General features: G+C 54.9%; 13 protein-coding genes and 3 pseudogenes. 5 read left to right on the top strand and 11 right to left on the bottom strand.

Annotated elements, in window-relative coordinates; translation table 11 throughout:
- Window positions 1-73 precede the first annotated feature (73 nt).
- From PBA01S_RS06370 to PBA01S_RS06330, 9 genes are all read right to left on the bottom strand, one after another.
- Window positions 74-1,210, bottom strand: coding sequence for an ABC transporter substrate-binding protein (locus PBA01S_RS06370; RefSeq protein ID WP_028538576.1), 1,137 nt, complete (start codon window positions 1,208-1,210; stop codon window positions 74-76).
- 442 nt (window positions 1,211-1,652) lie between these two features.
- Window positions 1,653-2,594 (bottom strand): carbohydrate ABC transporter permease, encoded by a 942-nt coding sequence (locus tag PBA01S_RS06365; protein ID WP_232228317.1) that lies wholly within the window; start codon window positions 2,592-2,594, stop codon window positions 1,653-1,655.
- Between the two features lie 29 nt (window positions 2,595-2,623).
- Window positions 2,624-3,535, bottom strand: coding sequence for an ABC transporter permease (locus PBA01S_RS06360; protein WP_009223789.1), 912 nt, complete (start codon window positions 3,533-3,535; stop codon window positions 2,624-2,626).
- A gap of 14 nt (window positions 3,536-3,549) precedes the next feature.
- On the bottom strand, window positions 3,550-5,187 hold the full coding sequence (locus tag PBA01S_RS06355; protein ID WP_028538578.1) for an ABC transporter substrate-binding protein: 1,638 nt from the start codon (window positions 5,185-5,187) through the stop codon (window positions 3,550-3,552).
- 309 nt (window positions 5,188-5,496) lie between these two features.
- Window positions 5,497-7,791, bottom strand: coding sequence for an AraC family transcriptional regulator (locus tag PBA01S_RS06350; RefSeq protein ID WP_028538579.1), 2,295 nt, complete (start codon window positions 7,789-7,791; stop codon window positions 5,497-5,499).
- Window positions 7,792-8,081: 290 nt separating this feature from the next.
- The gene (locus PBA01S_RS06345; RefSeq protein WP_164744097.1) at window positions 8,082-9,518 is read right to left on the bottom strand and encodes a TIGR02679 domain-containing protein; all 1,437 of its coding nucleotides are present in this window, start codon (window positions 9,516-9,518) and stop codon (window positions 8,082-8,084) included.
- Between the two features lie 11 nt (window positions 9,519-9,529).
- On the bottom strand, window positions 9,530-13,735 hold the full coding sequence (locus tag PBA01S_RS06340; protein ID WP_009223785.1) for a TIGR02680 family protein: 4,206 nt from the start codon (window positions 13,733-13,735) through the stop codon (window positions 9,530-9,532).
- A 38-nt stretch (window positions 13,736-13,773) separates the two neighbouring features.
- Window positions 13,774-14,982 (bottom strand): TIGR02678 family protein, encoded by a 1,209-nt coding sequence (locus PBA01S_RS06335; protein ID WP_009223784.1) that lies wholly within the window; start codon window positions 14,980-14,982, stop codon window positions 13,774-13,776.
- Window positions 14,983-16,659 carry a TIGR02677 family protein gene (locus PBA01S_RS06330; protein ID WP_127575570.1) on the bottom strand — a complete coding sequence of 559 codons (1,677 nt, stop codon included), beginning with the start codon at window positions 16,657-16,659 and terminating at the stop codon, window positions 14,983-14,985. It abuts the gene before it with no gap.
- Window positions 16,660-16,765: 106 nt separating this feature from the next.
- Between PBA01S_RS06330 and PBA01S_RS06325 the strand changes: the two are divergent.
- Window positions 16,766-18,003 (top strand): annotated as a pseudogene (locus tag PBA01S_RS06325) (arsenic transporter).
- A 23-nt stretch (window positions 18,004-18,026) separates the two neighbouring features.
- Here PBA01S_RS06325 and PBA01S_RS23450 read toward each other — a convergent pair.
- Window positions 18,027-18,296 (bottom strand): annotated as a pseudogene (locus PBA01S_RS23450) (DUF6809 family protein).
- A gap of 129 nt (window positions 18,297-18,425) precedes the next feature.
- Here PBA01S_RS23450 and mntA point away from each other — a divergent pair.
- The 4 genes and pseudogenes from mntA to PBA01S_RS06305 all read left to right on the top strand — a co-directional run bounded on the left by mntA (window position 18,426) and on the right by PBA01S_RS06305 (window position 21,499).
- Window positions 18,426-18,839, top strand: a complete 414-nt coding sequence (mntA, locus tag PBA01S_RS06315; RefSeq protein ID WP_127575569.1) for a type VII toxin-antitoxin system MntA family adenylyltransferase antitoxin — start codon at window positions 18,426-18,428, stop codon at window positions 18,837-18,839.
- Window positions 18,836-19,247: pseudogene (hepT, locus tag PBA01S_RS06310) on the top strand (type VII toxin-antitoxin system HepT family RNase toxin). Before mntA ends, hepT begins: the two are co-directional and overlap by 4 nt.
- Before the next feature lie 823 nt (window positions 19,248-20,070).
- Window positions 20,071-20,220 (top strand): hypothetical protein, encoded by a 150-nt coding sequence (locus PBA01S_RS22690; RefSeq protein ID WP_164744094.1) that lies wholly within the window; start codon window positions 20,071-20,073, stop codon window positions 20,218-20,220.
- Window positions 20,221-20,371: 151 nt separating this feature from the next.
- A complete protein-coding gene (locus tag PBA01S_RS06305) occupies window positions 20,372-21,499 on the top strand; it encodes an ROK family transcriptional regulator (protein ID WP_028538583.1) in 1,128 nt (375 codons plus the stop codon).
- Window positions 21,500-21,588: 89 nt separating this feature from the next.
- Here the strand turns inward: PBA01S_RS06305 and PBA01S_RS06300 are convergent, their stop codons facing one another.
- Window positions 21,589-22,626: an NAD(P)-dependent alcohol dehydrogenase gene (locus tag PBA01S_RS06300; RefSeq protein ID WP_085169390.1), complete on the bottom strand. Its 1,038-nt coding sequence runs from the start codon at window positions 22,624-22,626 to the stop codon at window positions 21,589-21,591.
- Between the last annotated feature and the right edge of the window lie 15 nt (window positions 22,627-22,641).

Raw genomic sequence — 22,641 nt, 5'->3', positions numbered from 1 at the left:
AAGGGGCGCCTCCCGTCCAAGACGTTTGACGCACCCCTTCAAATGGTTGAACACGGGCCCGTGATTTGCCCGATTAGTTCATATGAACGAGCACGCGCTCCTGCCACAGCTGCGGCAGCTTCTTCGCCGTCTCTTCCCAGGCCTTGTAGTCGCTGACCGGTTTCACATTGGCATAGGCCTCAGTCGGCAGCAGCTTGGCAGCAACGTCTTCCGGAAGCTGCACGCTATCGCGGATCGGACGGGCATAGCCCTTCGCCAGGTTGATTTGGCCGGCATCGCTCAAGATGTATTCCCGCGTCAGCTTGGCGGCATTCGGATGCGGCGCGTATTTGTTGATGATCGTGGCGTAGCCGCTGACCACGCTGCCTTCCTTCGGAATCGCCACGTTAAACTTGTCCGCGCCGCCCAGTTGATCGCGGTAGTTCAGGGCATTGAAGTCCCAGAACAGGGTCACTTGCACTTCGCCCTTTTCGATGTTGGCCAGCGAAGCTTCCGCACTGGACAAGCGGCCTTTTTTCGCCAAGTCTTCGAAGTAAGCAATCCCCGGCTCGATGTTTGTCTCGTCCCCGCCGTAGGCGATGGCGGCCGCCAGCACGGCCATTTGCGCTTGCGCAGCTTTGGTCACATCGCCAACAATGATTTTGTAGTCGTCGTTCTTCAGGTCTTCCCAGCTTTGCGGCGGATTTTTGACCAGGTCCGTGTTCGTGAAGAATGCGATGGAACCTTGGTAACCTACGACCCAGTGGCCGTCCTTGTCCTTGGCCCAATCCGGGATCTCGTCCCAGTACGAGGTTTTGTACGGTTGAGTTACGCCCTTATCCACCGCAACCGGACCAAATGCGATACCGACGTCACCGATGTCCGCGGTCGGCTTATCCTTCTCCGCTTCGAATTTGGCGATCTCTTCGGCGCTCGACATATCCGTATCCATGTGATCCAACGAATACTTCGTTTTCAGATCCGACCACGTATCTTTCCAGTTCGCCCATGTGTCCGGCATGCCAACGCTCACGACGGAACCTTCTTCTTTGGCCCTCGCTTCCAGATCGGCCAGCGAGAGCTCTTCCGCCTGCGCCGCCCCGCTTGTATCCGTTGCAGTTGCGTTACTCCCGTTGCCTCCGTTGCCCCCTGCACCACAAGCGGCCAGCATCAATACAAACAAGGATAAAACCAGACCCAGCGCTAACTGCCTCTTTAATCCGAATTTCATGGTTTCTATGCACTCCCTGTGGATTATTGTGGGTTCGCTATGTATTTCTGTTGATTTCGACCCAAGAAGAGTATAGGTTTTGACTGTTTACGCTGGATTAATGGAGATGGCGAAGTTTATTAAAATCATCATAATCATGCACATTGTCACCCCAGGCGGAAATAAGGGACTTTTATGGCCTTATTTCACCTTTTGGTCCCTTTTTGCGTTGAATAAGGGAATTTTGTGGCCTTATTTTCCTGAACTCCCGTCAAACTCACCTCTTCACCGCCCATTTTTCAAAGATAAGGGTAAAAATGTCCGCTATTTCAAGCCAAACTCTATCTTTGGAGCGAATAAGGCCCTTTTTTACCTTTATTACTTACGGCACGCTCATGCAAAAAAAGCCCGGAAGGCCTCCGCCCCCGGGCTTGCAAATCGTAATCTCACGGCAACCCGCCGCTCACCCCTTGATCGAACCGATCATCACGCCTTTTTCGAAGTATTTTTGAATGAACGGATAAATCACGAGGATCGGCAGCGTGGACACGATGATAACGCCATATTTGATCTGGTCGGCATACCTTTGCGCGTAACCGCCGGCGTCGCCGCCCGTGCCGGCCCCGTTCGCGAACACCTGGTTGGACAGCAGGATGTCCCGCAGGACCATTTGCAGCGGCTGAAGGTCGTTGTCCCGGATGTAGATCAGCGCGGTGAAGAAGTCGTTCCAATGCCCGACGAGGTAATACAAGCCGATCACGGACACCAGCGCCTTCGACAGCGGCAGCGCCACTTTCACGAAAAAGGTGAAATGCGAGCACCCGTCCATCACTGCCGCCTCGTGCAGTTCCTGCGGCAACGAGGTTTCGAAGAACGTGCGCGCGATGATCAGGTAGAACACGTTCACACAAAACGGCACGATGAATACCCAGACCGTATTGGTCAGATGCAGGTCTTTCATCAGCAGGTACGTCGGGATCAGTCCCCCATTGAAGAACATCGTGACCACGAACAGGAACATGATCACCCGTCTCGCCTTGAATTCCTTGCGGGACAGCACGTAAGCTGCCGGCAGCGTGAACAGAAGGTTGACCAGCGTGCCGAAAAAGGTGTAAAACAGCGTGTTCCGGTACCCCGTCCAAATTCGCCCGTCCTGAAAAATCTCGCGGTAGCCGAATAAGCTGACGTTTTTCGGTAAGAACAGTACCTTGCCCGTCGAGACGAGCGTCGAGTCGCTGAACGAAGCGATGACGATGAAATACAGCGGATAAGCAATCAACAGAAAAATGACGGTACAGACCAGTCCGAGCACGATTTTAAACACCAACTCCCCGCCGCCCGACCGCGCTCCGGCAGTTCTCACCGCAGGCCCCTTGCCCCCGATTTGCGTTCCGATTTGGCCCATGCCTGTCGTCTCCTCCTTTCCTTCCGATTTTAGAACAGGCTGTTATGGGAGGCCCGTTTCGAAATCGCGTTCATGGCAAACAGGAACACGAAGTTAATCAGCGTATTGAACAAGCCGATGGCCGAAGCTAGGCTGAACTGGTTGGACACGATCCCGATTTTGTACACGTAGGTGGCAATGACTTCTGAAACTGGGAGGTTGAGCGCGTTTTGCATCAGGAAAATCTTCTCAAATCCGGTGCTGAGAATGTTCCCCATGCTGAGAATGAATAAAATGATGATCGTTGGCACGAGCGCCGGCAAGTCAACAAAGCGAACTGTCTGCCACCGGGTGGCGCCGTCGATTTTGGCCGCGTCGTAGAGCTGGGGATCGACCGTAGACAAGGCAGCCAGGTAAATGATACTGTTCCAGCCGCAGTGCTGCCAAATGTCCGAAAGCACATAAACCGGGATGAAAGTCTCGGTGGATGCCAGCAGATTAATATGTCCGAGCCCCAGATATTTGAACATATAGCCGACCACCCCGGTTTCGGGGGACAGCAGCACATTCAGCATGCCGACCAGCACGATCACCGAGATAAAATGCGGCAGATACACCGTCGTTTGCATGAGCTGCTTCATTTTTTTGCGCCGGATCTGGTTCAAAATGAGCGCCAGTACGATCGGAGCCGGGAAGCCGAGCACGATGCTCGCCAGGCTAATCAGAAACGTGTTCCGCATCAGGTCGGTGAACAGATAGCTGTCGATAAACTGCTGAAAGTAGGCCAGTCCCCGCCACTCGCCCCCGGTCAGCCCTTTGCTGAAATCGTAGTCGCGGAAAGCGAGCTGGATTCCGTACATCGGGATATAGTTAAAGATGAGGATAACGGCGATCGCGGGCAGGATCATGATCCATAATTGATAATCGCGTACGAGGGCCTGCAGCCCTTTGCGAACCTGCATGCAACTCGGCCCCCTTACTTTTTGCTCTTGTATTCCTCGTAGTATTTCTGCATGATCTCCAGATTCTGCGTGATCCCGGCCTTCTGGGCTTCCTTCACGTACGCGTCCCATTCCGCCTCGACGCCGCCTTTGGTGACCCACTTGGCAAAATTAGCGTTGGCGAGGTTCATGATGTTGGTATTATTGAGGCTTAACGTGTTGTTGTCCATCGTAGAGTATTTGATAAACATCGCCGGGAAAATATCGTTCTCCTGGTCCACCTGCAGCGCTTCCTTGAGCGGTTCCGATTGGCCAAGCACCTCTTGCATATCTTTGCCAAGGGTCAGCTTCATATCGTCCGAGATATAAAAAGCGCCGTTGTCCGCCATGGTCGACGTCCATTTCCACGTACCCGGGTCCATCTTGGCATCGGCCGGCGGCAGTACGCTATACGAACCATCCCCGTTGTCCTGGATATTCGGGCCGATCGAGCCGAACAACACCTGGATGCCGACCTTGGGGTCGTACAGCTCGTTGATGAAGCGCATGGCGGCTTCCTTGTTTTTCGCTTTGGCCGACATGACGATGTGGTTCACGCCGTAGTTCAGGTTGTAGTAATCGTACATCCAGGAGGGCTTTACGGTGTCCGCGGCCGATACTTTCAGCGGGGCCATGGACGTGTATTGCGGAGCGAGTTGCTCACCGAATCGGTCCGACGCCACCCAGCCCCAGGTAAAGCCGACCTTGGCCGTATCTCCTTCCCCGCGGGCGACGGATTGGTATTTCGTGTAATCGTGAGTGAACACTTCCCGGTTGATTAACCCGGCCTTGTACAGCTTGCTCAGGAAGGCAACCATCTGTTTATACCGGTCATCGATCAGGTAATTCTTCACCTGACCGTCCTCGACGAAGTAGCCTTCCGCGTTCCCGTCGGACAAGGTCATCCCCGTGCTGCCAAGCAGTACGGCCGGGTTGAAGTAGCCGCCAATCCCACCCGGCCAATCCATCGGGATTTCGTCGTTCGGGTCGCCGTTTCCGTTCGCGTCCTTCTCCTTGAACGCCACAAGCACGTCATACAGCTCATCCCAGTTCGTCGGCATCTGAAGCCCCAGATGATCCAGCCACTTCTGGTTGATGTATTGTCTGGTGGACGCGGCCGGCCAAAACCGCTGGTACTTCGGCAAACCGTAGATTTTGCCGTCGGGTTGAGTAGCGATCAGCCGGGTCTCCGGCTTGGCCTCGAACATGGCCTGCACGTTCGGGGCCTGATCCAGCATCGTGGACAGGTCTTGGAACAACCCCTGGAACTGAGCGAAATCCGCGTCGGTGATTACGTTCGGCCCGATGAACAGATCTGGGATATCCCCGCTCGCCAGCATCGTTCCTTTCTTCTGCCCCCAATCCGCCGTGATCTCCTGCCATTCAATGTCCACGCCGGCCTTGTCCTCCACCTGTTGCAGCCACTCCATTTCGGCGAGCGGCTTGGTTAATGGGTGCTTTGTCATGATCGCCGTCAGCTTCACCTTCTCCCCGGTGGTGTTCCCGGGCGTACCGGCTGCGCCATCCGGCGAACTCGAGGTATTGCCGGCATTGCCTCCTCCCGAGCCGCATCCGGCCAGCAGCATCACCACGACCAACACGGATGACATGAAAACGGTTACTTTTTTTCGCATTCCCTTTCCCCCCAAATTAGATTTGAGCGGCGGCCGTGTACGAAAGCGTTCACATTTCTTCGCGGATTCCGTCTACGATGGCTGCCGCCGTCTTTGCCTTGCCTGGCCAATCCAGGCACCATAGACTTTAACGGGCAATGCCAAGCTGCGTAAACGGGCGGTTTTGGACCAATTTTCATTTTTTGAAAGCGATTACTTTAGGGTCATCAGCCAGACTGCGGGACCGGGCTTTTCAACCCGATTCAAATTTTGTAAATATTCAAAAAACGCCGATCTGGCTCCAGTTCAAAAAGAAATAGATACGAATGCTTAGCCTTTGTGGGTTTGCCGATATTGGCCAGGGGTGGTGCCCAGAATCTTCTTGAAGGAGCGGATAAAGCTGGAGAGGTTGGTATATCCGCACTGGGCAGCAATTGCCTCCAGGGTCTCTTCGCTTTCCCGTAATAAACGTGCAGCTTGCCGGATGCGCAGCCGGTCGAGCGTCTCCTTGAAGTTCTGGCCTACCGTTTTCTTGAAATAATGGCTAAAGTTAGACGCCGACATGCTGAAATAGTCAGCCATTAGCTGCAGGGAACAATTCGGGTCCGTGCCCATCTCTTCAAGTGCTGCGAGCAATTCCTCCCGGGAAGCCATACGGCTTTGGGGCACCGTCTCACGGATCATCTCGCACAGCTTGTCCCCGCTCTCCCGCAAGATTCCGGCCATTTGCTCCAGCGTGTAGCGGGGCCCAAACGCGGCGTCGGTCAGGCGCAGCAGACTCTGGTCGTCCTGACGGAACCGCTGAAGCCCGTTGAAGATCACGCTGGCCGTGTTCAAGTACACGCTGCGCAGCATGTGCGGCGACATCCCGTTGCCGCTAAGGTAACCGGCGAGCCGTTCAATCAGGGATTCCACCTGGGCAGCTTCGTTTTTCAGAATAGCCAGCTCCAGGGATTGCAGCAGCTCGGCGAAATAGGATACCGTCCCGGCTGACGGCGTTTCGAACTCGTCGTAGCATAGCAAGGCGCTGTCGCCGCGAAGCCTCAGTTGCTCCGCTGTGCGCTGCGCTTGCAAATAGGAAACATGCGCGGCCTGGGGATTCCGCCCTTCGCCAGGACGACCGATGCCGATAATGGCCCGGCCTCCTCCGACGCCGTCGCCCGCCTGCCGCTGAAGTTCCTCCTTCAGCCGCGCCAAATGCGCTTTGAGTGCAAAATTCGCGCCATGGGCGCAGACCAGCACGATTTCGTGGTGATAGATGCTTTTGAAAAAATACCCCTTCACGCCTGCGGGAAACCGCTCTTCTTCGCTTCGGCAAGCGCCCCAGATCCGCTCCGCCGCTTCCGTCCCGGCTTCGCAGGAAATAACGGCCACCGTAAGGAGCGGCCCGTCCAGGCCGATCCCAACCTTTGCCGCCTTCTTCGCGAACGGCTCCCAAGCGAGGAAGTGTCCGTTCACCAGCTCGAGCAGCAGGTTGTCCCGCATCAAGGGAAGCGTCCCCTTCACTTCCTCGTCCAGCCGGCTGTTGGCGGCGGATAAGCCGCTAAGCGTATAGCGGAGCGTCTCGAGCTCGTTCATCGGCTTTTGCTCCTGCGGCTCGAACAAGCCGGTGGCAAACTCCACCAGCCGTTTGATCGGGTGGTAATTGTTGCGGATCGAGACGTAAATCACGATAACCTCCAGCAGGAGGATGAAGCCGACCAGCAGCGCGGTTTTCAACTGGATCGCGCGCAAATCCTGCAGCGATTCCGTTAGCGGAAGCAGGCTGACGTATTTCCAGCCGTTTTTGTCCGAAACCGCATAGGAGACGATATACGTTGTGCCGTTGATTTGGTGGATGCCGGAGACGGGATCGCCGCCGTTCTCCCGCTCCATTCGCTCCACCAGACTCGGCAGATCGTCCGAGCTCCGGTACAGCGAACCGTTTGAAGCGACCAACGGCTGGCCCTGCCCATCGAGGATAAAAAAGTCTCCGAGATAGTGCTCGGACACCGATCGCATCATGCGGAGAATCGTATCCTCCCGGACCAGGATCATCACCACGCCGGGGGAATGGGACCCGCCGACCGGCAACGGCTGCAGAAAGGTCAGCATCCGCACCCGGTTGTTGCCGGGAATGACGATCTCCTCCACCGGCCGGACGAGAGGCGCGTCCAACGTGTTCAACGTCTCCTTCATATAGGCGGGTTGCCAATCCTCATAGGTGAAGCCGATCCCGGGAGTGGCCATATCCTCCAAACTGTATGCGCTTCCAGTTTTGGAGAATAACATGCCGATGTTTCGCACATAGAGCAGGGTGTTGTAAATGAAGGCATCGGTGGCGTTGTATTTTTTCATTTCATTCGCAATTAGCACCCGCTGGTAATCGCTCTCCTCCGCCTGGTACAGCCGGAACTCCCGATTCTGCGCCAGCTCGAACGGCAGATTGTACACATATCGCGTGAACGTGTCCATCGACGTCATGAACTGCTCCGTGATATGAGCGTTCCAATCCATTTCCTTCGCTCTCACCGCCGTCGCCGACTGCGGATAATAATAGAACAAAATGATCAGCACCGGAAACAGCAGCACAAGCCAATAGGAAATCAACAGCTTGGTCAGCAGATTGATCTTGTTCTTCCCCAAGCAGATCACCTTCCTTTCCGTCCTTGTCCACACCAAAGTTACTTTAAGCATACGGGATCGGTGCCGAAATGAGAACGTCCTTTGTGCTCGATATGGACAGGAATGCAGGGTTGGCGCGAGAAATGGGAATAAAGAACAGAAAACAAAAATAAGACCAGCACGAGGCAGCTCCTAGACAGAACCACAGCACCGGTCTTAAGAAGAATACATTTACAGCTTTCACTTTAACGTCATATCGCTCATAAATGTCCAGCTTAATTCTGTACATCCGTTGCATGATATTGCGCACTTCATTTGGAATGCAAACGGCCGCCGATCTCCCCTCCTATGACCGCTTTTCGCCAATCATTGATCAAATTTACGATTATTTGCTCTTGAAATAGCTTACGTCCTACATCGCGCATCGTGTTGCACAGCGAGTTATCCCAAATGGCCTGCATCTTAGCCAAACGAAGCCGCTCTTCTGTTGATAAGGTTACGCCATTGGGAAGCGCCAAGGCACACCCCTCCATGTAACTTTCCCGGTTAAAACGCCAGGCGGTAAATCGGTCCCCATAACGGGAAGCCAGAACATTTCCGATCGAAATCCCTTTAACATCAAAATCACCAGAGTAATATAGGTGGCCGGAAACCAGGTTTTCCTCCAAATAACGATCGATCAGGCGCAATGCCGCTGCGCTTGCCGGTCCACTGGTGCAAACTAGCATCGGTCCCGCAGTATAGGCGGATTCATTGGCTTCATTCAAATCAACCAAAGTGGAAAATACCGCTGGATTCTCTACCACATAAAAATCGGTGATCGGAGAAAGCACGCTGGTTATCTCAACTTGCCTTAACGATAAAACATATGGCCCGTTACCGCCGTCCCAAGGGCAATAAATATGAACGAGAGAAGATATGTCGTCATCAAAAATTCCCGCGCTGCGGTAAATCTCCCGCGCCTCCAAGGTATCCACTCCGGATGACAAGCCGGGTATCGCCTCGGGATCTGATGGGTCAGTTTGATCCGTTTCGGCAAACTGCTTCCCAAGCTCCTTGGAGCGTAAGGCCTGGAACAGCAGCCGCCCTGCCGGGACGTTCCGGTCCAGCGCATGCGGATCGCCGGTAGTTTGCGCGGCCAGCACCGGTAGGCGGACAGCTGATGGTGGGCTACCGTTCTCGCCCAAACCTGCTGTTGCATCCCCCGCAAGCAGCAGGTTCCACGCGCATGTGGCACTCGCCAGCTCTCTTTGCGCCGTCTCGGGAGCAGCGCGCCACAGCTCACGCAAGGTGCGGTAACCGGCTGCACGGCCGTGGCGCAAACCACTTAACCATTCCGCCACAGCCGGCTGGAGTGGCGTTCCTTGCTCCGCAAACTGGGCTTCCAGGGTCTCAAACAACCTCCCCCACTCCTGCATCGCCAGCAATTCCCGATCCGATTTGGTTCGCAGCGGCTCGCCGGTCAGGACTTCATGAAGTTCGGTAATCGTGAAGGTAAATGCCGATTCCAGCAATTCCTGTTCAAAATCCGCAAGTGGTACTCGGATATCGTCCCCCGGTTTTTTGTACCAGCCAAAAAAGGTATTGATCGCCTCGCATTCCGCTGCAGTAGATCTACTGATGACGGCGTGCCCGCCCGCCTTCTCCAGACTGGCGTATCGCTTCCAGACGGCTTCGAGCATTCTCTTGAACCCGGGACGAGAAAAATAGTCCCGGGCTTTGGCCGCCTGATCTGAACGATCGTTCATCCGCCCGCCGCTCATTCTTCTGCACCGCTTTCTATATATTCCTTGATTTTGCCATTCCAACGGTAGCGGAACAAGGTAACGAAATCGACGTCCTTCGGCCGGTAAATCTCATAAATCGCCAGCTTTGGAACCGTATCGTAGCAACCCCACAGCACCTGGGAGGTCATCATATAGTCAAAGCCCATATCCGTCAGCAGCTTGAACATATCCCGCATGTTCTCCTCATCCACGCCCGCGAACGCTTCGTCAAGAGAAATAAGCCGCGGCGCGTCGGTTCTCGCGTCGGAATACCGCGACCATGTGGCGGCGAACAGCGGAATATACATGGCCATTGCCTTTTCGCCCCCGCTCAGCACGTTGAAGCGCGCATCGGTGAGCGGACGGTAACCAATCTGCTCACCTTTTTTGTATTTCAGTTCAAACTGGAACCAGTTGCGATAATCTAGCACTTGGTAGAGATGTTGACGCAGCGATTCCTGCTCCTCCTGGGCTGCCTGTTTTGCGCTGACGATTTGCCCACGAAAATGCTCGATCATCGCGTCGATTTCGTCCTCGCGCAGCCTATGAGAATCCCGCTTCAACAGTTCGACCAGGTCGGAGACATCGAGTTGCTGTTCCCCCGCCGCGACTTTAGGTTGCCACTCAAGCTTCAAGCGAAGACCGCTTGATGTGTCTCGCTCCTCCATTAGCTTGTTCATTTCCCGCACCCATTGCTCCGCACGGTGAATTCGCTGCCGGATCGCTTTGCCAACACTGCGGAGAATGATTTCCTCATACAGTTCGCGGTCTTTCTCACTTAACAAAGCGCTTTGCTCCGCTTCCTGCTGTTCGAGTTCTTCCAGCAACGCCTGCGGCGGCAGCGGCTGGCGGGGGTTACGCATGGAAAGCAGCAACAAACGTCCGGTTGTTTCATCCGCAACCGTCTCCAGCACATACTCCGTCAGCAGCATGCGCGCGGCATTAAACTGCTCCAACAAACGGTTAACGATGTTTTCGGCATTACGCCCGGTAAACAAGGGTTCGTATTGCCGCAGAATTTCTTTGGCAGAGGCCTGCAGGAAAACTGCCCGAGTTGTGGCTGCGCCCGAGTTCGCCGCGTTCGCTGTATCCGCCTCAGTCGCTACGCTCCGCCACTCGTCAACCAGACCTTGGCGCAGCTCTGCTAGCAGTTGCTCCAGCGTTCGTTCCAACTCGACGTGCAGCACTTCTGCCTGCTCCCGCAGCAGCACCAGCTGTGCTTCCGCCCGGGATGCCTTGTCTTTGGCCGCATCGAGCAGCCGCTCCTGTTCTTTGACGCGGACAAGTAACGCAGATTGCTCGCGCTTCAGTTCCTCCAGCCTCCGCGCAACATCGGCCAACCCTAACTCCTCGATCAGCCTCCGCAACGTATCCACCTGAGCGCGCTGATCCCGCTGCCGCTCGCCGAGCTCTTCCGCCAGTGCTTCTTCATCCTCCAGTTCCAGGATCAAAGCGTCCAACTCATCCTTGAACCGCTCCCAAGACGCGTGAGCGTCCCTGTACTGCCGCCAGGCGGAATGCAGGTCCGAAAGCGACGCTTCATAATCGCGCAAGGCGTTAACCGCCGCCGCAAGATCCGGCTCGCGTTTCAACCGGGTCCAGTTCGCGGTCAGCTCTACCAACTCTCGCTGCAGTTCGCGCCACTGCGCCGACTTCGCCTTGAACCGCTCATTGGCCTGCGCTTCCTGCCGGGCCGCAGCCTGCAGCCGATAATCCGCTGCCTGTAGTTCGCGCAGGGCTCCAGCCAGGTCCGCCCCTCCGGGAAAAAGCTCACGCTCTACCGCCAACTGCCTTTCCGCTGCCTCCTGACCGGCAAGCCGTTCGTCCAGCTCTCGCAGCACGGCGTCCAATCTGGCGATCGCCTCGCCCAGCCGGGCAATTTCCATCATGCGGGTACGGCGGCGCGTCTCCTTGCCGATATACTCCGCCCGCTCCTTCACCGCCGCCTTCCCGGCGAGCGGGCCAAGCCGGTAAGAGCCGTCGGCTGCGATCATGCCGCTCCAGTCGCCGTCATCCAGTAGGCCGCCTTCCTCGTCCCACAAAAAGCTGCGCAGTACCGCATCGATCGCCGCGGCCGTGAGCCCGCTTCCCTCTGGTGGATCGGCAACCAACATGTCCGCCAGCGTATAGCCGAATTCCTGCGGACGAGGTACGATCCAGGCTTCTTCATCGTCATTGCCACACTCCTGCACCCGGCCGTCCGGGGACAGCCAGGCATCAAGCAACCCCGAACGCTCCAGCGCTTCCTCGATCCGCGCCTTGGTGTCATCGCCTACGTGCGGCCGGAAATCGCACGCAGCGAAGAGCGGCGCCCCGCCTCGCTCTGCATTAGCTTCGCGGAATTTCGCACGTGCTGTGCTGCGCCCGGGTTCCGGCTCCCGACTTTGCTCCCAGCCGCGCTTCTCTTCCTGCAAGCTCGAGCGCTCCGCCAACAAATCCCTCCGCTGCTTCTCCATATCGAGCCGGCGGGCCACCAAACGATCCCGGGCCGCTTCGTACCGGTCCAGCAGCGGCCCCCGCACCGGCTCCAGCGAGGTCTGCTCCAATCCGTACTCGCGTAGCGCCCCAAACGTCTCGCGCAGCGCCTCCTCATTAAAAGGCAGTTGCCGTAGCCCGCTTTGCCAGGCGACAATCTCGTCCTTAAACGCCTCCTTGCTGTCAGCAAACCGCTTATCCCGCTCGCCGCGCTCGCGCTCCGCCTCATCCCGCGCTCGGCTCGCTTCACCCAACTCGATTTCGCTTTCCTTGACCAGCGCAGCCGCCATTTTTTCCTCCGCCGCCTTGGCCAGGCCCCGTTCCACAGCATCGCGATGCGTGCGCAGATCTTTTCGCCACGCCTCTTTCCACAGATCATCCACCGGCACGTTCGCTGTCCAATACCGGTGATATACGACATGCCCGGCAAACTCCATGTCGCCCGCAATCGCCTCCAACTCGTTCAGGAGTTCCCGTTGCTCCCGTTCGGCGGTGTCCCGCTTGGCTTCGGCCTCCTGCAGCCCGCGCTCAAGTTGCTCTTGCTTTATGCGGGCCTTGCCCGCTTTTTCCTTTGCGCGTTCCAACTGCTTTTCCGTGTCCGCCAAAGCCGCCGCGGCCGCCTCATACTCCCGTTGCTTGCCGATAGCTTCATGCTTCTCCAACAATTCGCGCTCGACGGCAATCTCCTGCAACCGGTTCTGGATGCCGCTGCGCTCTGTCACAGCCCCCGCCTTTTCCGCCTCCGCTTGCGCCAGCGTCTCTTCGGACCTTCTTACTCTGGCAGCGACTTCATCATAAGCAGCTTTGGCCTCCAACATGTCCTCAGATTTCGTATACAACACATGCTTGTTGTAAAAATCGTACCGCTCCTGCAGCTTCACCATCTCGGCGCGATGCCGCTTCAGTTCGTCCAGCCGGTCGGTCATTTGGTCCATGTCCTCCAGCACCTCTGACAACGGCCGCAGCTCCTCCTCCATCAACGGCGGCAGCGCCTGATGGAGAATCTCATAGATCGCCGACGGCTTGAAGTCCTTGGACAGCTTTGGACTCCGCAACTGAATCATGAGTTGGAGCAAGTCCTGATAAGCATCCGTATCCGCGAACCCGAAAATATGCTTGTTCACCATATCCTGATACGATTTCTGATCCAAAACGACCTGGCCGCCCGTTCCCACCTTCGCTTCCAGTTCCTTGCGGTCGAGAGGAATGCGTACGCCGTCCTCCAGCCATCCATTACGGTCGTAAAGCCAGAAGTCACGCCCGATGCGCCGCCCATCCTCCAGCAAAAACCCCCAGAACTGCACCTGGGCCGCGTTTCTTCTCGCCCGCAGCCCGATGCCTACCGTTCTGTACGCTCCGGTCGCACCATGCTTGAATTCCATCCATAAGTAGCCCGTCGTATCCGTCTTACCGCCGTCCTCCTCGCCAAGCAAATAATACTCGATGCGGCGGTCCCGCGAACCGAACGGGTCAAGCCGGTGCGCCCGCTTGTCGCCATCCAGCACGAGCGGCAGGAAGCTTTGCATTGTAACCGACTTGCCCGACCCGTTGGCGCCGCGCAAGATCAGCCGGCCTTCCTCGAGTTGAAATTCCTCTTCATCGTAATACCAGAAATTCAAAATCCCGACGCGATGCATCTGCCACCTTGCGGCCGCTCGGCCGCCTTGACCGGAAGCCCCGTCCGCTCTCAGACCGCTTTCCTGCTCCACCATTTGCTGTTCCATCAGTTAAATCCTCCCGTTTGGATGTTGATCCATCACACCTAAGTATCAAAATCGTTATTTGCATATTCCGAACTCCATCTAGCCAGTACGGGCGAGATCAGGAACGAAGTCTCGCCCTCCCACTCTCCCAGCCCCCATTCGGCTAAATGGTTCATACACAGTTCCGCCAGTTCCTGGGAGGCAGCTTCCCGAAGATCCTTGCTCCAAAACTCTTTATGTTTAAGCTGTAGCCTGTACAGAAGCGTCTCGATATCCGCCTTGGTCAACCGGACCGTGCCGTTGTCCTCCACGTACAATACGCCTCCCTCCGCCAGTTCCTTGCGGATTTCGCTCGCAAGCAGCAGCGCCAAATCCGAAGCGGCCGACATCGTCGGAAACAGCTCGCTCTCGCCGGTCAGCTCGGGATGGAAAAACCACAGCCCTTCCCGGTAACGCCGCCCGGTCCAGCCGAGCATATTTTCCAGTTGATCGATGATCGCCCGCCGCTGCCACAGCACATAATTCAAATCTTCCTCATCCCAGTGCCTGTCCACCACCGCCGGCTCCAATAGCAGCCGGCGGTATATCCGGTGCCGCCGCCGCATCGACTGCCCGTCCTGTGTGTCGGCGTACGGAATGGGGTCTTCCAACTCCTCCAGCCGCGAGCAGCCCGTCAAATCGCGCGGAAAGCGCCGAAGCACATATCGGGCCAAAGGCGAACACTCGTACAATGCATTGCGCTCCGCGTCCTGCGCCCACTGGCCCTCATCGCCGTCGACGCTGTGCAGCACGCCAAGCGCCCGCAGCTTCTTCAGCGCTCTGGCCATCGACAAGCGGTCATAGTAATTCCGCCAGTCGGCCTCCAGCCCCGCGCTCAGCATCTGCTCGCGGATTTCCTCCACGATGTCGGTGAGCAGGAACTGGTCCAACTCCGTTTTTCCTTCCAAATACCACAGTCCATAGGTAAAAAAAACGTAGTCCCGCTTTTCGCGAAACTCAGGAAAACCCATCCACGGGTGCGCCTTCACAGGCGTCTTGTCCAGCTTGGCGATTGTCCGGGTCATAATCAGCGGAAAACCTGCCTTATCCATAAACCAGTCGCGCAGCTCCTCGTAATGGTCCCGGATGGCAAAATACAAGTCCGGGTCTTCCTCCTTTGCAACCCACGGACGGTTCAAGAGCGCGTGCATGCACGCGCGCTTTCGTTCGGCCGCCTGCTCGGCGTTTATTCCCCGTTTGCTTAGTCTTTTGAGCGCACCTCCAGCCATCTACCGCCCCTGCCTTTCCGCCTCGTTTTCGGATCGGACCTCCGATTCAAATCTTGATCCGGCTTCTCCCTCGACTTCTGCCGTATCGGCCGCCGCAGCCGCTTCCGCAGCGGTAATATCGGCCCCGTTTGCCCCCTGCTTTGCGGCTGTTCCCACGGCCAAGCCATTCGCCGCTTCCGTCAGCCTAAAATGCAGCTCGTAGTTTGCCATTTCCAACTCGCCGTCTTCCGCGTGCAAGATTGTCCGCTCCGCCGTACGCGGATTGCTCATCCGAATCAACACGCCTTCCGGCGTAACAAACGAGTGGCCATTTCCTGTCGTCATGCACCGGCCGATCCACTGCAGCAACCGTAGCCGCTCCTTGGCCGTCACCGGCCCGAGCTCCGACACTTTGACGGAGCTCCGCTCTAGTAACGCCGCGATCATCCGCCATTCCTCTGCCTGCCGCAGTTTGAACGCTTCCCGCTCCCGCTGCTTCCGCCGCTCGTTGTCACGCACCGCGTCCGCCGGCTGACGCTCTCCGCGCTTGCGGCTGCGCGAACGCAGCATGCGCACCATCGGCCGCTCCTCCCAGGACGACATGTCCGCCCGGTCCGAGTCGCGCAGATCCTCGCCCTGCAAGTGCCTCGTCGGGAACAATCCGAAAGCGTATGCGGACAACCTGTGCGCCTCCTCGACCGTTTCGATCGAAGCAAACCAGTGGGCCAAGTGCTCTAGCTCCTTTTTGCGACTTAGTCCCGAACGCTTCCGTTCCTGAATACGAATCGCGCTGCGTACAATACGGGCAATCGCATCCTTCGTCGCCCGCTCCAGCAAGGTGAGCTCGCTGGGCGCAGCCCCCTCGCCCACAAACCAGCGCCGGATATTCGTCCAGCCTTGACGAAGTTCTTCCAGCAGTTCCTCCCGATCCGGTTCGTCCTCCAGCCGCGGCTTTCGGAGCTCACCTTCCACGACCTGCTCTAAAAACAGATCCCGTACCGAATCGTTAATTCGCTGCAAATTACCTTCGATTTTATAAGCGCTCCGCTGTAGCGCCTGTACGAAATTTTGCAGGTAATCGGTCAACTTTTCCTTAAAGATCAAGAAAGCTTCCGTCACCATCATCTCTTCCGCCCGAGCCGTATGCAGGCTAGCGATATAGTCCGCCGCATTTTCATGGAGGTTAACAAACGAACGGTACAAGACGTTCCACAGCTCCAGCGCCGCGTCCGGCTCCAGTTCTCCGACCTGGCTACGAATGTCAAACAGTTTATCCGCAATCGTGTCGAATAAGGAAGCTTCCAGCGAACCGCCATACCCCGTTACCTTCTCCAGCGTCTCCAGCAGCCGTTCGATTTCGATGGAATACGGGCGGAGCAAATACTGCATCTTCTTTTTGAGATACTCTTCCAGCGTGGAGGAGCGTCCACCGTCGTGACGGGCAGTCAGGTTTTGCCACTCCACCAATTGATCCAGGTCGCCTTGGCACAGTTCAAGTGTATAATCCGGCCACACGTTCCAAGCCTTGACCGCTTCAAAGACGTCTTCCGGCTTCAGCCAATACCGCAGTCTTTTATACTCCTGATAGAAAAAACGCATGATCGCCCGGTAGCGAACCACGTTGTCAGCATTGACATACTTCAACTCGGGTATCCCGCGCAACGATTGCACCGGCAACCCCGGCAAATGAGACTCCATTCTCGCCCCCCCGTTCCTTTCAGAAAACTACTTTCATCTTAAAATACCCGCCACCTTGTGACAAGCCGAGAGTGGGGAAGTCATACGATGTTATTACTTGTCGTTGATGGATCGGGGACAAACTGAGCCGAAGGGGCTGAATATCGGGTGGTCCGCGTGCGGCGGTGCGGTGTTGGCGCTGCTTGCCGGCGTCGTCGGCTTTGACGATGTGGGGGAAGTCGTGCAGATCACGTGGAACGCCACTCTAACGTTTATCGCAATCATCATCATTTCGCTGATCTTGGATGAGATCGGCTTGTTCGAATGGCCCGGGCTGCAAAAAACAGCGGCATCCGCATGTTCATTTACGTCAGCTTGCTGGGGGCGGTGGTCTCGGCGTTTTTTGCCAATGATGGGGCAGCCTTAATCCTCACGCCGATTGTGCTGGCGATGGTTCGCCATTTGAGTTTTGAGGAGAAAATGATCTTCCCGTTCATTATGGCGAGCGGGTTTATCGCGGACACTACCTCTTTACCGCTGGTTGTCAGCAACCTGGTGAACCTCGGTGTAGCGGATTATTTCGGAATTGGCTTCGCGCAATATGCCGCTCGGATGATTGTTCCAAACCTGTTCTCGCTCGGGGCAACGGTGGCGGTGCTGCTGCTTTATTTTCGCAAAGGTATTCCTCGCACCTATGACCCGTCCAAGCTGAAAGCACCATCTGAGGCCATCAAAGACCAGCGCCTGTTCCGCATATCTTGGGTGGTGATGGGAGTCCTGTTGATCGGCTACCTCGTGAGCGAGTTCCTTCATCTTCCGGTATCCTTGCTCGCCGACACCGTGGCTTTGATCTTCTGGGCCATCGCCCGCCGAAGCCAAGCGGTCGATACGAAGGCCGTCATGAAAGGCGCGCCATGGAACATCGTCGTCTTCTCGATCGGGATGTACGTTGTCGTGTACGGCCTCGGCAATGCCGGGCTGACCGAAGTCTTGGCCAAGCTCCTCCAAACGGTGGCAGATCAAGGCCTATTCGTATCCACGATGGCTATGGGCTACATCTCGGCGTTCCTATCGTCGATCATGAACAACCTGCCGGCCGTCATGACCGGCGTACTCGGCATCGCCGACACGGCCACCTCCGGCACGATCCGCGAGTCACTGATCTACGCCAACGTCATCGGCACCGACCTCGGCCCGAAGATCACACCCATCGGCTCACTCGCCACTCTCGTCTGGCTCCATGTCCTCGCCAAGAAGGGCGTCCGCATCTCCTGGGGCACGTATTTCAAAGTTGACATCGTGCTGACGATCCCGATTTTGTTTGCGACGTTGTTGGGGTTGTGGGTGGTGTTGTGGGTGTTTTAGGAGGGGCAAATTGCCCCCTCTTTTCATTCCACGAATAACAGCACCTCAATCATCAACCCCACACCCAACCTAAAACCCTGCGCGAACGCGGCTGCCATCTCCATCTCTTGAATTTGCTGCTGTAAGTCGATTAGCGCCTCAATTTGGTAAAATCCTCACCAGATCGTTTCTCTCTCCAAGCCATTGTTGGCTTCGGATAATGCGTTGCTGAGTTGGCGGTATTGCGGGTCTTTGGGGGCCATCTGCTCGGGGATGAGATGACCGTAGTAGAGAGATTCCAGAAAGGATGGCATCGAAAAAAAAAGAATAGCAAAATCGGTGGCCGCATGTGGTACGTATCTGCGAAACACTTGTATTTTCAAGCACATTTGGATACGCTCAAGATAAGGTTCCAATTTGACAGAATGAATGGATGGTGTCTTATGCCTAATCCAAGACTTGAACCACAGCAAAAATCCGCCATAATCAATTATTTAAACGAGCACTTCAAAGCGCATACCGTAATATTATTCGGGTCGGCTGCAAGGGGAGAGATGCGCCAAGACAGCGATGTAGATATTGCTTTTATATCCGAGGAACTCTCTCCCTCCGCGTATGAACTATTTATGGCCGCTTCTGAACTTGCCAATCTGGTAGGGCGCGAGGTTGATCTGATTTATTTTCCTCTGGCCAATCCCGTCTTCAAAGCACAAATCATTGGAACAGGCGAGGTACTGCAAGATGTCGAGCCGTATGTCCGGCAGACTGCATTTATGCAAGCCCTCAAGGAATATGCCCTGCTTAACGACGAGCGCAAAGAAATCATGGAGAATTACCAGAGAGGGGGAGCCAATTGAACCGCGATATACTAGCGAACAAAACAGAAACGATCAACCGTTGCCTGAAACGGATCCATGAAGAGTATGAAGGAAAGCGAGAGAACCTCGAAAATTACACCAAACAGGATTCCATTATCTTGAACCTACAGCGGGCCTGTGAAGCTTGTATCGATTTAGCCATGCATCTGGTCTCAGAAAATAAATGGGGAATCCCTCAGAGCAGTCGGGAGGCTTTTTGATCTTCTATTAGATAATGGAGTGATTGACAAAGAACTTAACCGTAATCTGAAAGCCATGGTTGGTTTTAGTAACATAGCCGTACACGATTATCGAAGTATACAAATCGAAATCGTCCAGGCCATTCTTGATCACCACCTCGGAGATTTCGTTCTTTTTGCATCAAAAGTCAGAGATTTTGGTGCTTAAAGCCTCCGGAAAGAAACTATGTTTTCCAGGGGCTAGTATCTACACCCCCCCACTCCATTCTGCCGCCCTTTTGCAACAAATCCACGCAATACCCGCAATGCGTTTGCGGAGTTTTTTTCCTATTTGGAAAAAGACACTTGCGACCATTCATTGCTTCGAGACTATGATCCTGTAAATTATCAACCAACAGCCGCTCCCAACCGGAGCACAAGCAAACAAATGCCATGACCAGTCTGTACTTTGACTCCCGAGTAATCAGTAACAAGTGAATCCGGTCATCCGGAGTACGGCTCCTGTTTCGATCTACGCACTCATATAGAGTGCGACTGCGATTTCACGCATATTTTTTAACTATGAATTAACAATTTATGAAAATAATGCACGAAAAGTGGCCGATTCATTTGAATTTAATGGTAAAAATGGAAAAATAAAAAGAAATTTGTGGTGCGAACCTCCTAGGAAAATCATGTTCACTTCAGATTCGCACCAAGTTAATCACATTCATGACGAAATGCATAAAAAAATTTTTTCACCACGAATCTCCTACTATTTCATTTTGAACTGCACATTACCAGTGAAATGCCCCTCTTCTGTAACATCCCATACGGCAGCTTCCATCAGGTAGATTCACATTACTTTTGGGTGGCCCTATTCATAAGTGAATTATAGCATGAAACCCTGTCTGTTAATCTGTCGTTTATCATGCCCCTTCCCCAACACCGCCCTTTTGCAACAAATCCACGCAATTTGGGGCAACGCCTCTGTGGATTTTTTTCCTATGCAATAATTTGGGGAAAAGATCACCTGCGATCTCACAGGAGGCATGCCGCATGGCTGGATTGACAAACCGCCGGCGCAAGCGAGTACACCGTCTGTGGATACCGCCGTCCCGGTCAAAGCCCTCCAGCTGGTCGTTGAGGAGACGAACGGGTCGCAGTTTTCTGAAGTAATTGAGATTCGAGTGTATGGGTAACCCCAGCATAAAAGAAACAACCAGTCCTTCACTGATAGGGCTGGTTGTTTTGTTACTACTATGACTTTATTAGTTTGCAAGATTGGACGGTTCCGTATAATATAAAGTAATTAATAAAAGACATTTATTAAAGTTGGTGAACCTGCTCGCTATGAAGACTCCACGCGCTAACAGCATTGAAGTTAAGAAGATCAATCGCAAAACGATCTACCAGTTCTTATATCGACACGACCCGATATCTATCCAGGAAATTGCCCATACCTTACAGCTCTCGCTGCCAACGGTGACGCAGAACCTGAAGGAACTCCAAGAGCGGGACCTCGTCATCGAAACCGGTCTATTTGAATCGACGGGCGGTCGAAAAGCCAAGGCCATCTCCTATAACCCCCTGGCCAAATATGCACTGGGACTAGACGTGACGCGCAATCATATTGGCATCGTTTTGATCGACTTGGGTGGTAACGTGATTCACCATGAACGCCGTACGTATCCGTTCATAAACCAACGTGCTTATTTCGAAGGAATTGGCCAGCACGTGGAGCGATTTCTGGATGAATCCGGAGCCGACCGGGAGAAGCTGCTTGGCGTTGGCATTGCATTGCCGGCGATTTTATCTCATGGGAATGAGACGGTTCAATACGCCTCTGTCATCGACTTTCAAGGGGGCAGCGTCCGCAGCTTTGAGGAGTTCATTCCTTATCCTTGTGTGTTGATTAACGATGCCAATGCCGCAGGGATGGCCGAATTCTGGAATGAGGAAGGCATCGAGGACGTTGTTTATTTGTCCCTTAACAACAGTGTCGGCGGTTCCGTCATTATTGGCCACAGCACTTATCCTGGACAAAATCAGCGAAGCAGCGAATTCGGGCACATGACGATCGTGCCGGACGGGCGAACCTGTTACTGCGGACAACGCGGCTGTGTAGACGCCTATTGTTCTGCGAAGATTTTGTCGGACAGTACAAATGGGAGCATGGCGGAGTTTTTCCGTTTACTCCGCGAGAAAGCCCCTGTGCAACAAGCGCTTTGGGAAGAGTATCTCTCTTATTTAGCGATTACGATAAATAATCTAAGAATGCTGTACGACTGCAACGTCATTGTCGGAGGCTATGTAGGAGCCTATATGGACGAGCACCTCGACCAGCTTCAGGAGCTTCTGGCCCGCAGGAATACGTTTGAGCCGGATGGAACTTATTTGCAATGCTGCAAATATAAGCTGGAAGCCACGGCTGTAGGCGCCGCTCTGCAGTTGGTGAAGCAATTTATCGACGAGATTTAATGGGACCTTCACAGGCCCCAATACAACAAACAGGCGGACGCCTTCCCATTCCATAGGGAAGCGTCCGCCTCTTCATTTTTTATAAAAAGCTATAATTTTATCAATGCCTTCACGACCTCGTTCTTGTTCTCGATGACGAAGTCAAACGCCTGCTTACTGTCTTCAAATGCAAACTCGTGGGTAATCATCGGCTTCACATCAATCCGCCCTTCCGCCAGCGCTCCAATGGCTGGAGGGAACAAGTTGCGGTAACGGAACACCGATTCAATCCGGGCTTCCTTCAATAGAATCTGCATGAAGTCATACTCGACGATATCCTTAGGCGGGAATCCTACTATCACGATGGATCCCCCCCGTTTGACGAGGTACGGAGTCTGCTTCAATGTGATCTCGCTCCCGGCCGTTTCGATCACAACATCTACACCCTGTCCTTCCGTGCATGCTGCGACGATGGCAACGACATCCTCCTGTTTGGCTTGGACGACCCGGGTAGCGCCCAACTTCTTCGCAAATTCCAGCCGGTTCTCGATCACATCAACCACAATCGTCTCCGAGGCTCCATAGGCTTGACAGGCCAGCAGCGACATAAGACCAATAGCCCCGGCACCCAAGATCACGACGCGATCGCCTAGCTTAACATGCCCTTGGCTGGCAGCGTGCAATCCTACGGCTAGTGGTTCCACAAGTGCACCCTCACGTGTGCTGACCCCATCGGGAAGCTTGAATGCCATATCCGCTGGATAAGCGATATAGTCGGTCAGACACCCGTCAATCGGCGGAGTGGCCAGAAAGCGCACATCCGGACACAAGTTGTATCTGCCCGTTTTGCAGAATTCGCATTTCCCGCAAGTGAGCCCTGGCTCCAGGGCAACCCGGTCGCCTACCTTCAAATGCCGGACTGCGGATCCAACCGCAGTGATGGTCCCCGCACATTCATGGCCGAGGATGAAATCCCCCTCAACCACGAAGCTGCCGATCCGTCCGCTTTCATAATAGTGAACATCGGAGCCGCAAATCCCTACGTATTCCAGTTTAACAAGCACCTCATGATCTTGCGGCACAGGGATATCTCTCGTCCGAAGCTCCATATCTCGTAGTCCCGTCATATAAGCAACTCGATTCAGCATGGTTTTCTCCTCCTA

This window comes from Paenibacillus barengoltzii NBRC 101215 (assembly GCF_004000745.1).
GTDB lineage: Bacteria > Bacillota > Bacilli > Paenibacillales > Paenibacillaceae > Fontibacillus > Fontibacillus barengoltzii.
This window is presented reverse-complemented; position numbering and strand designations above follow the sequence as displayed.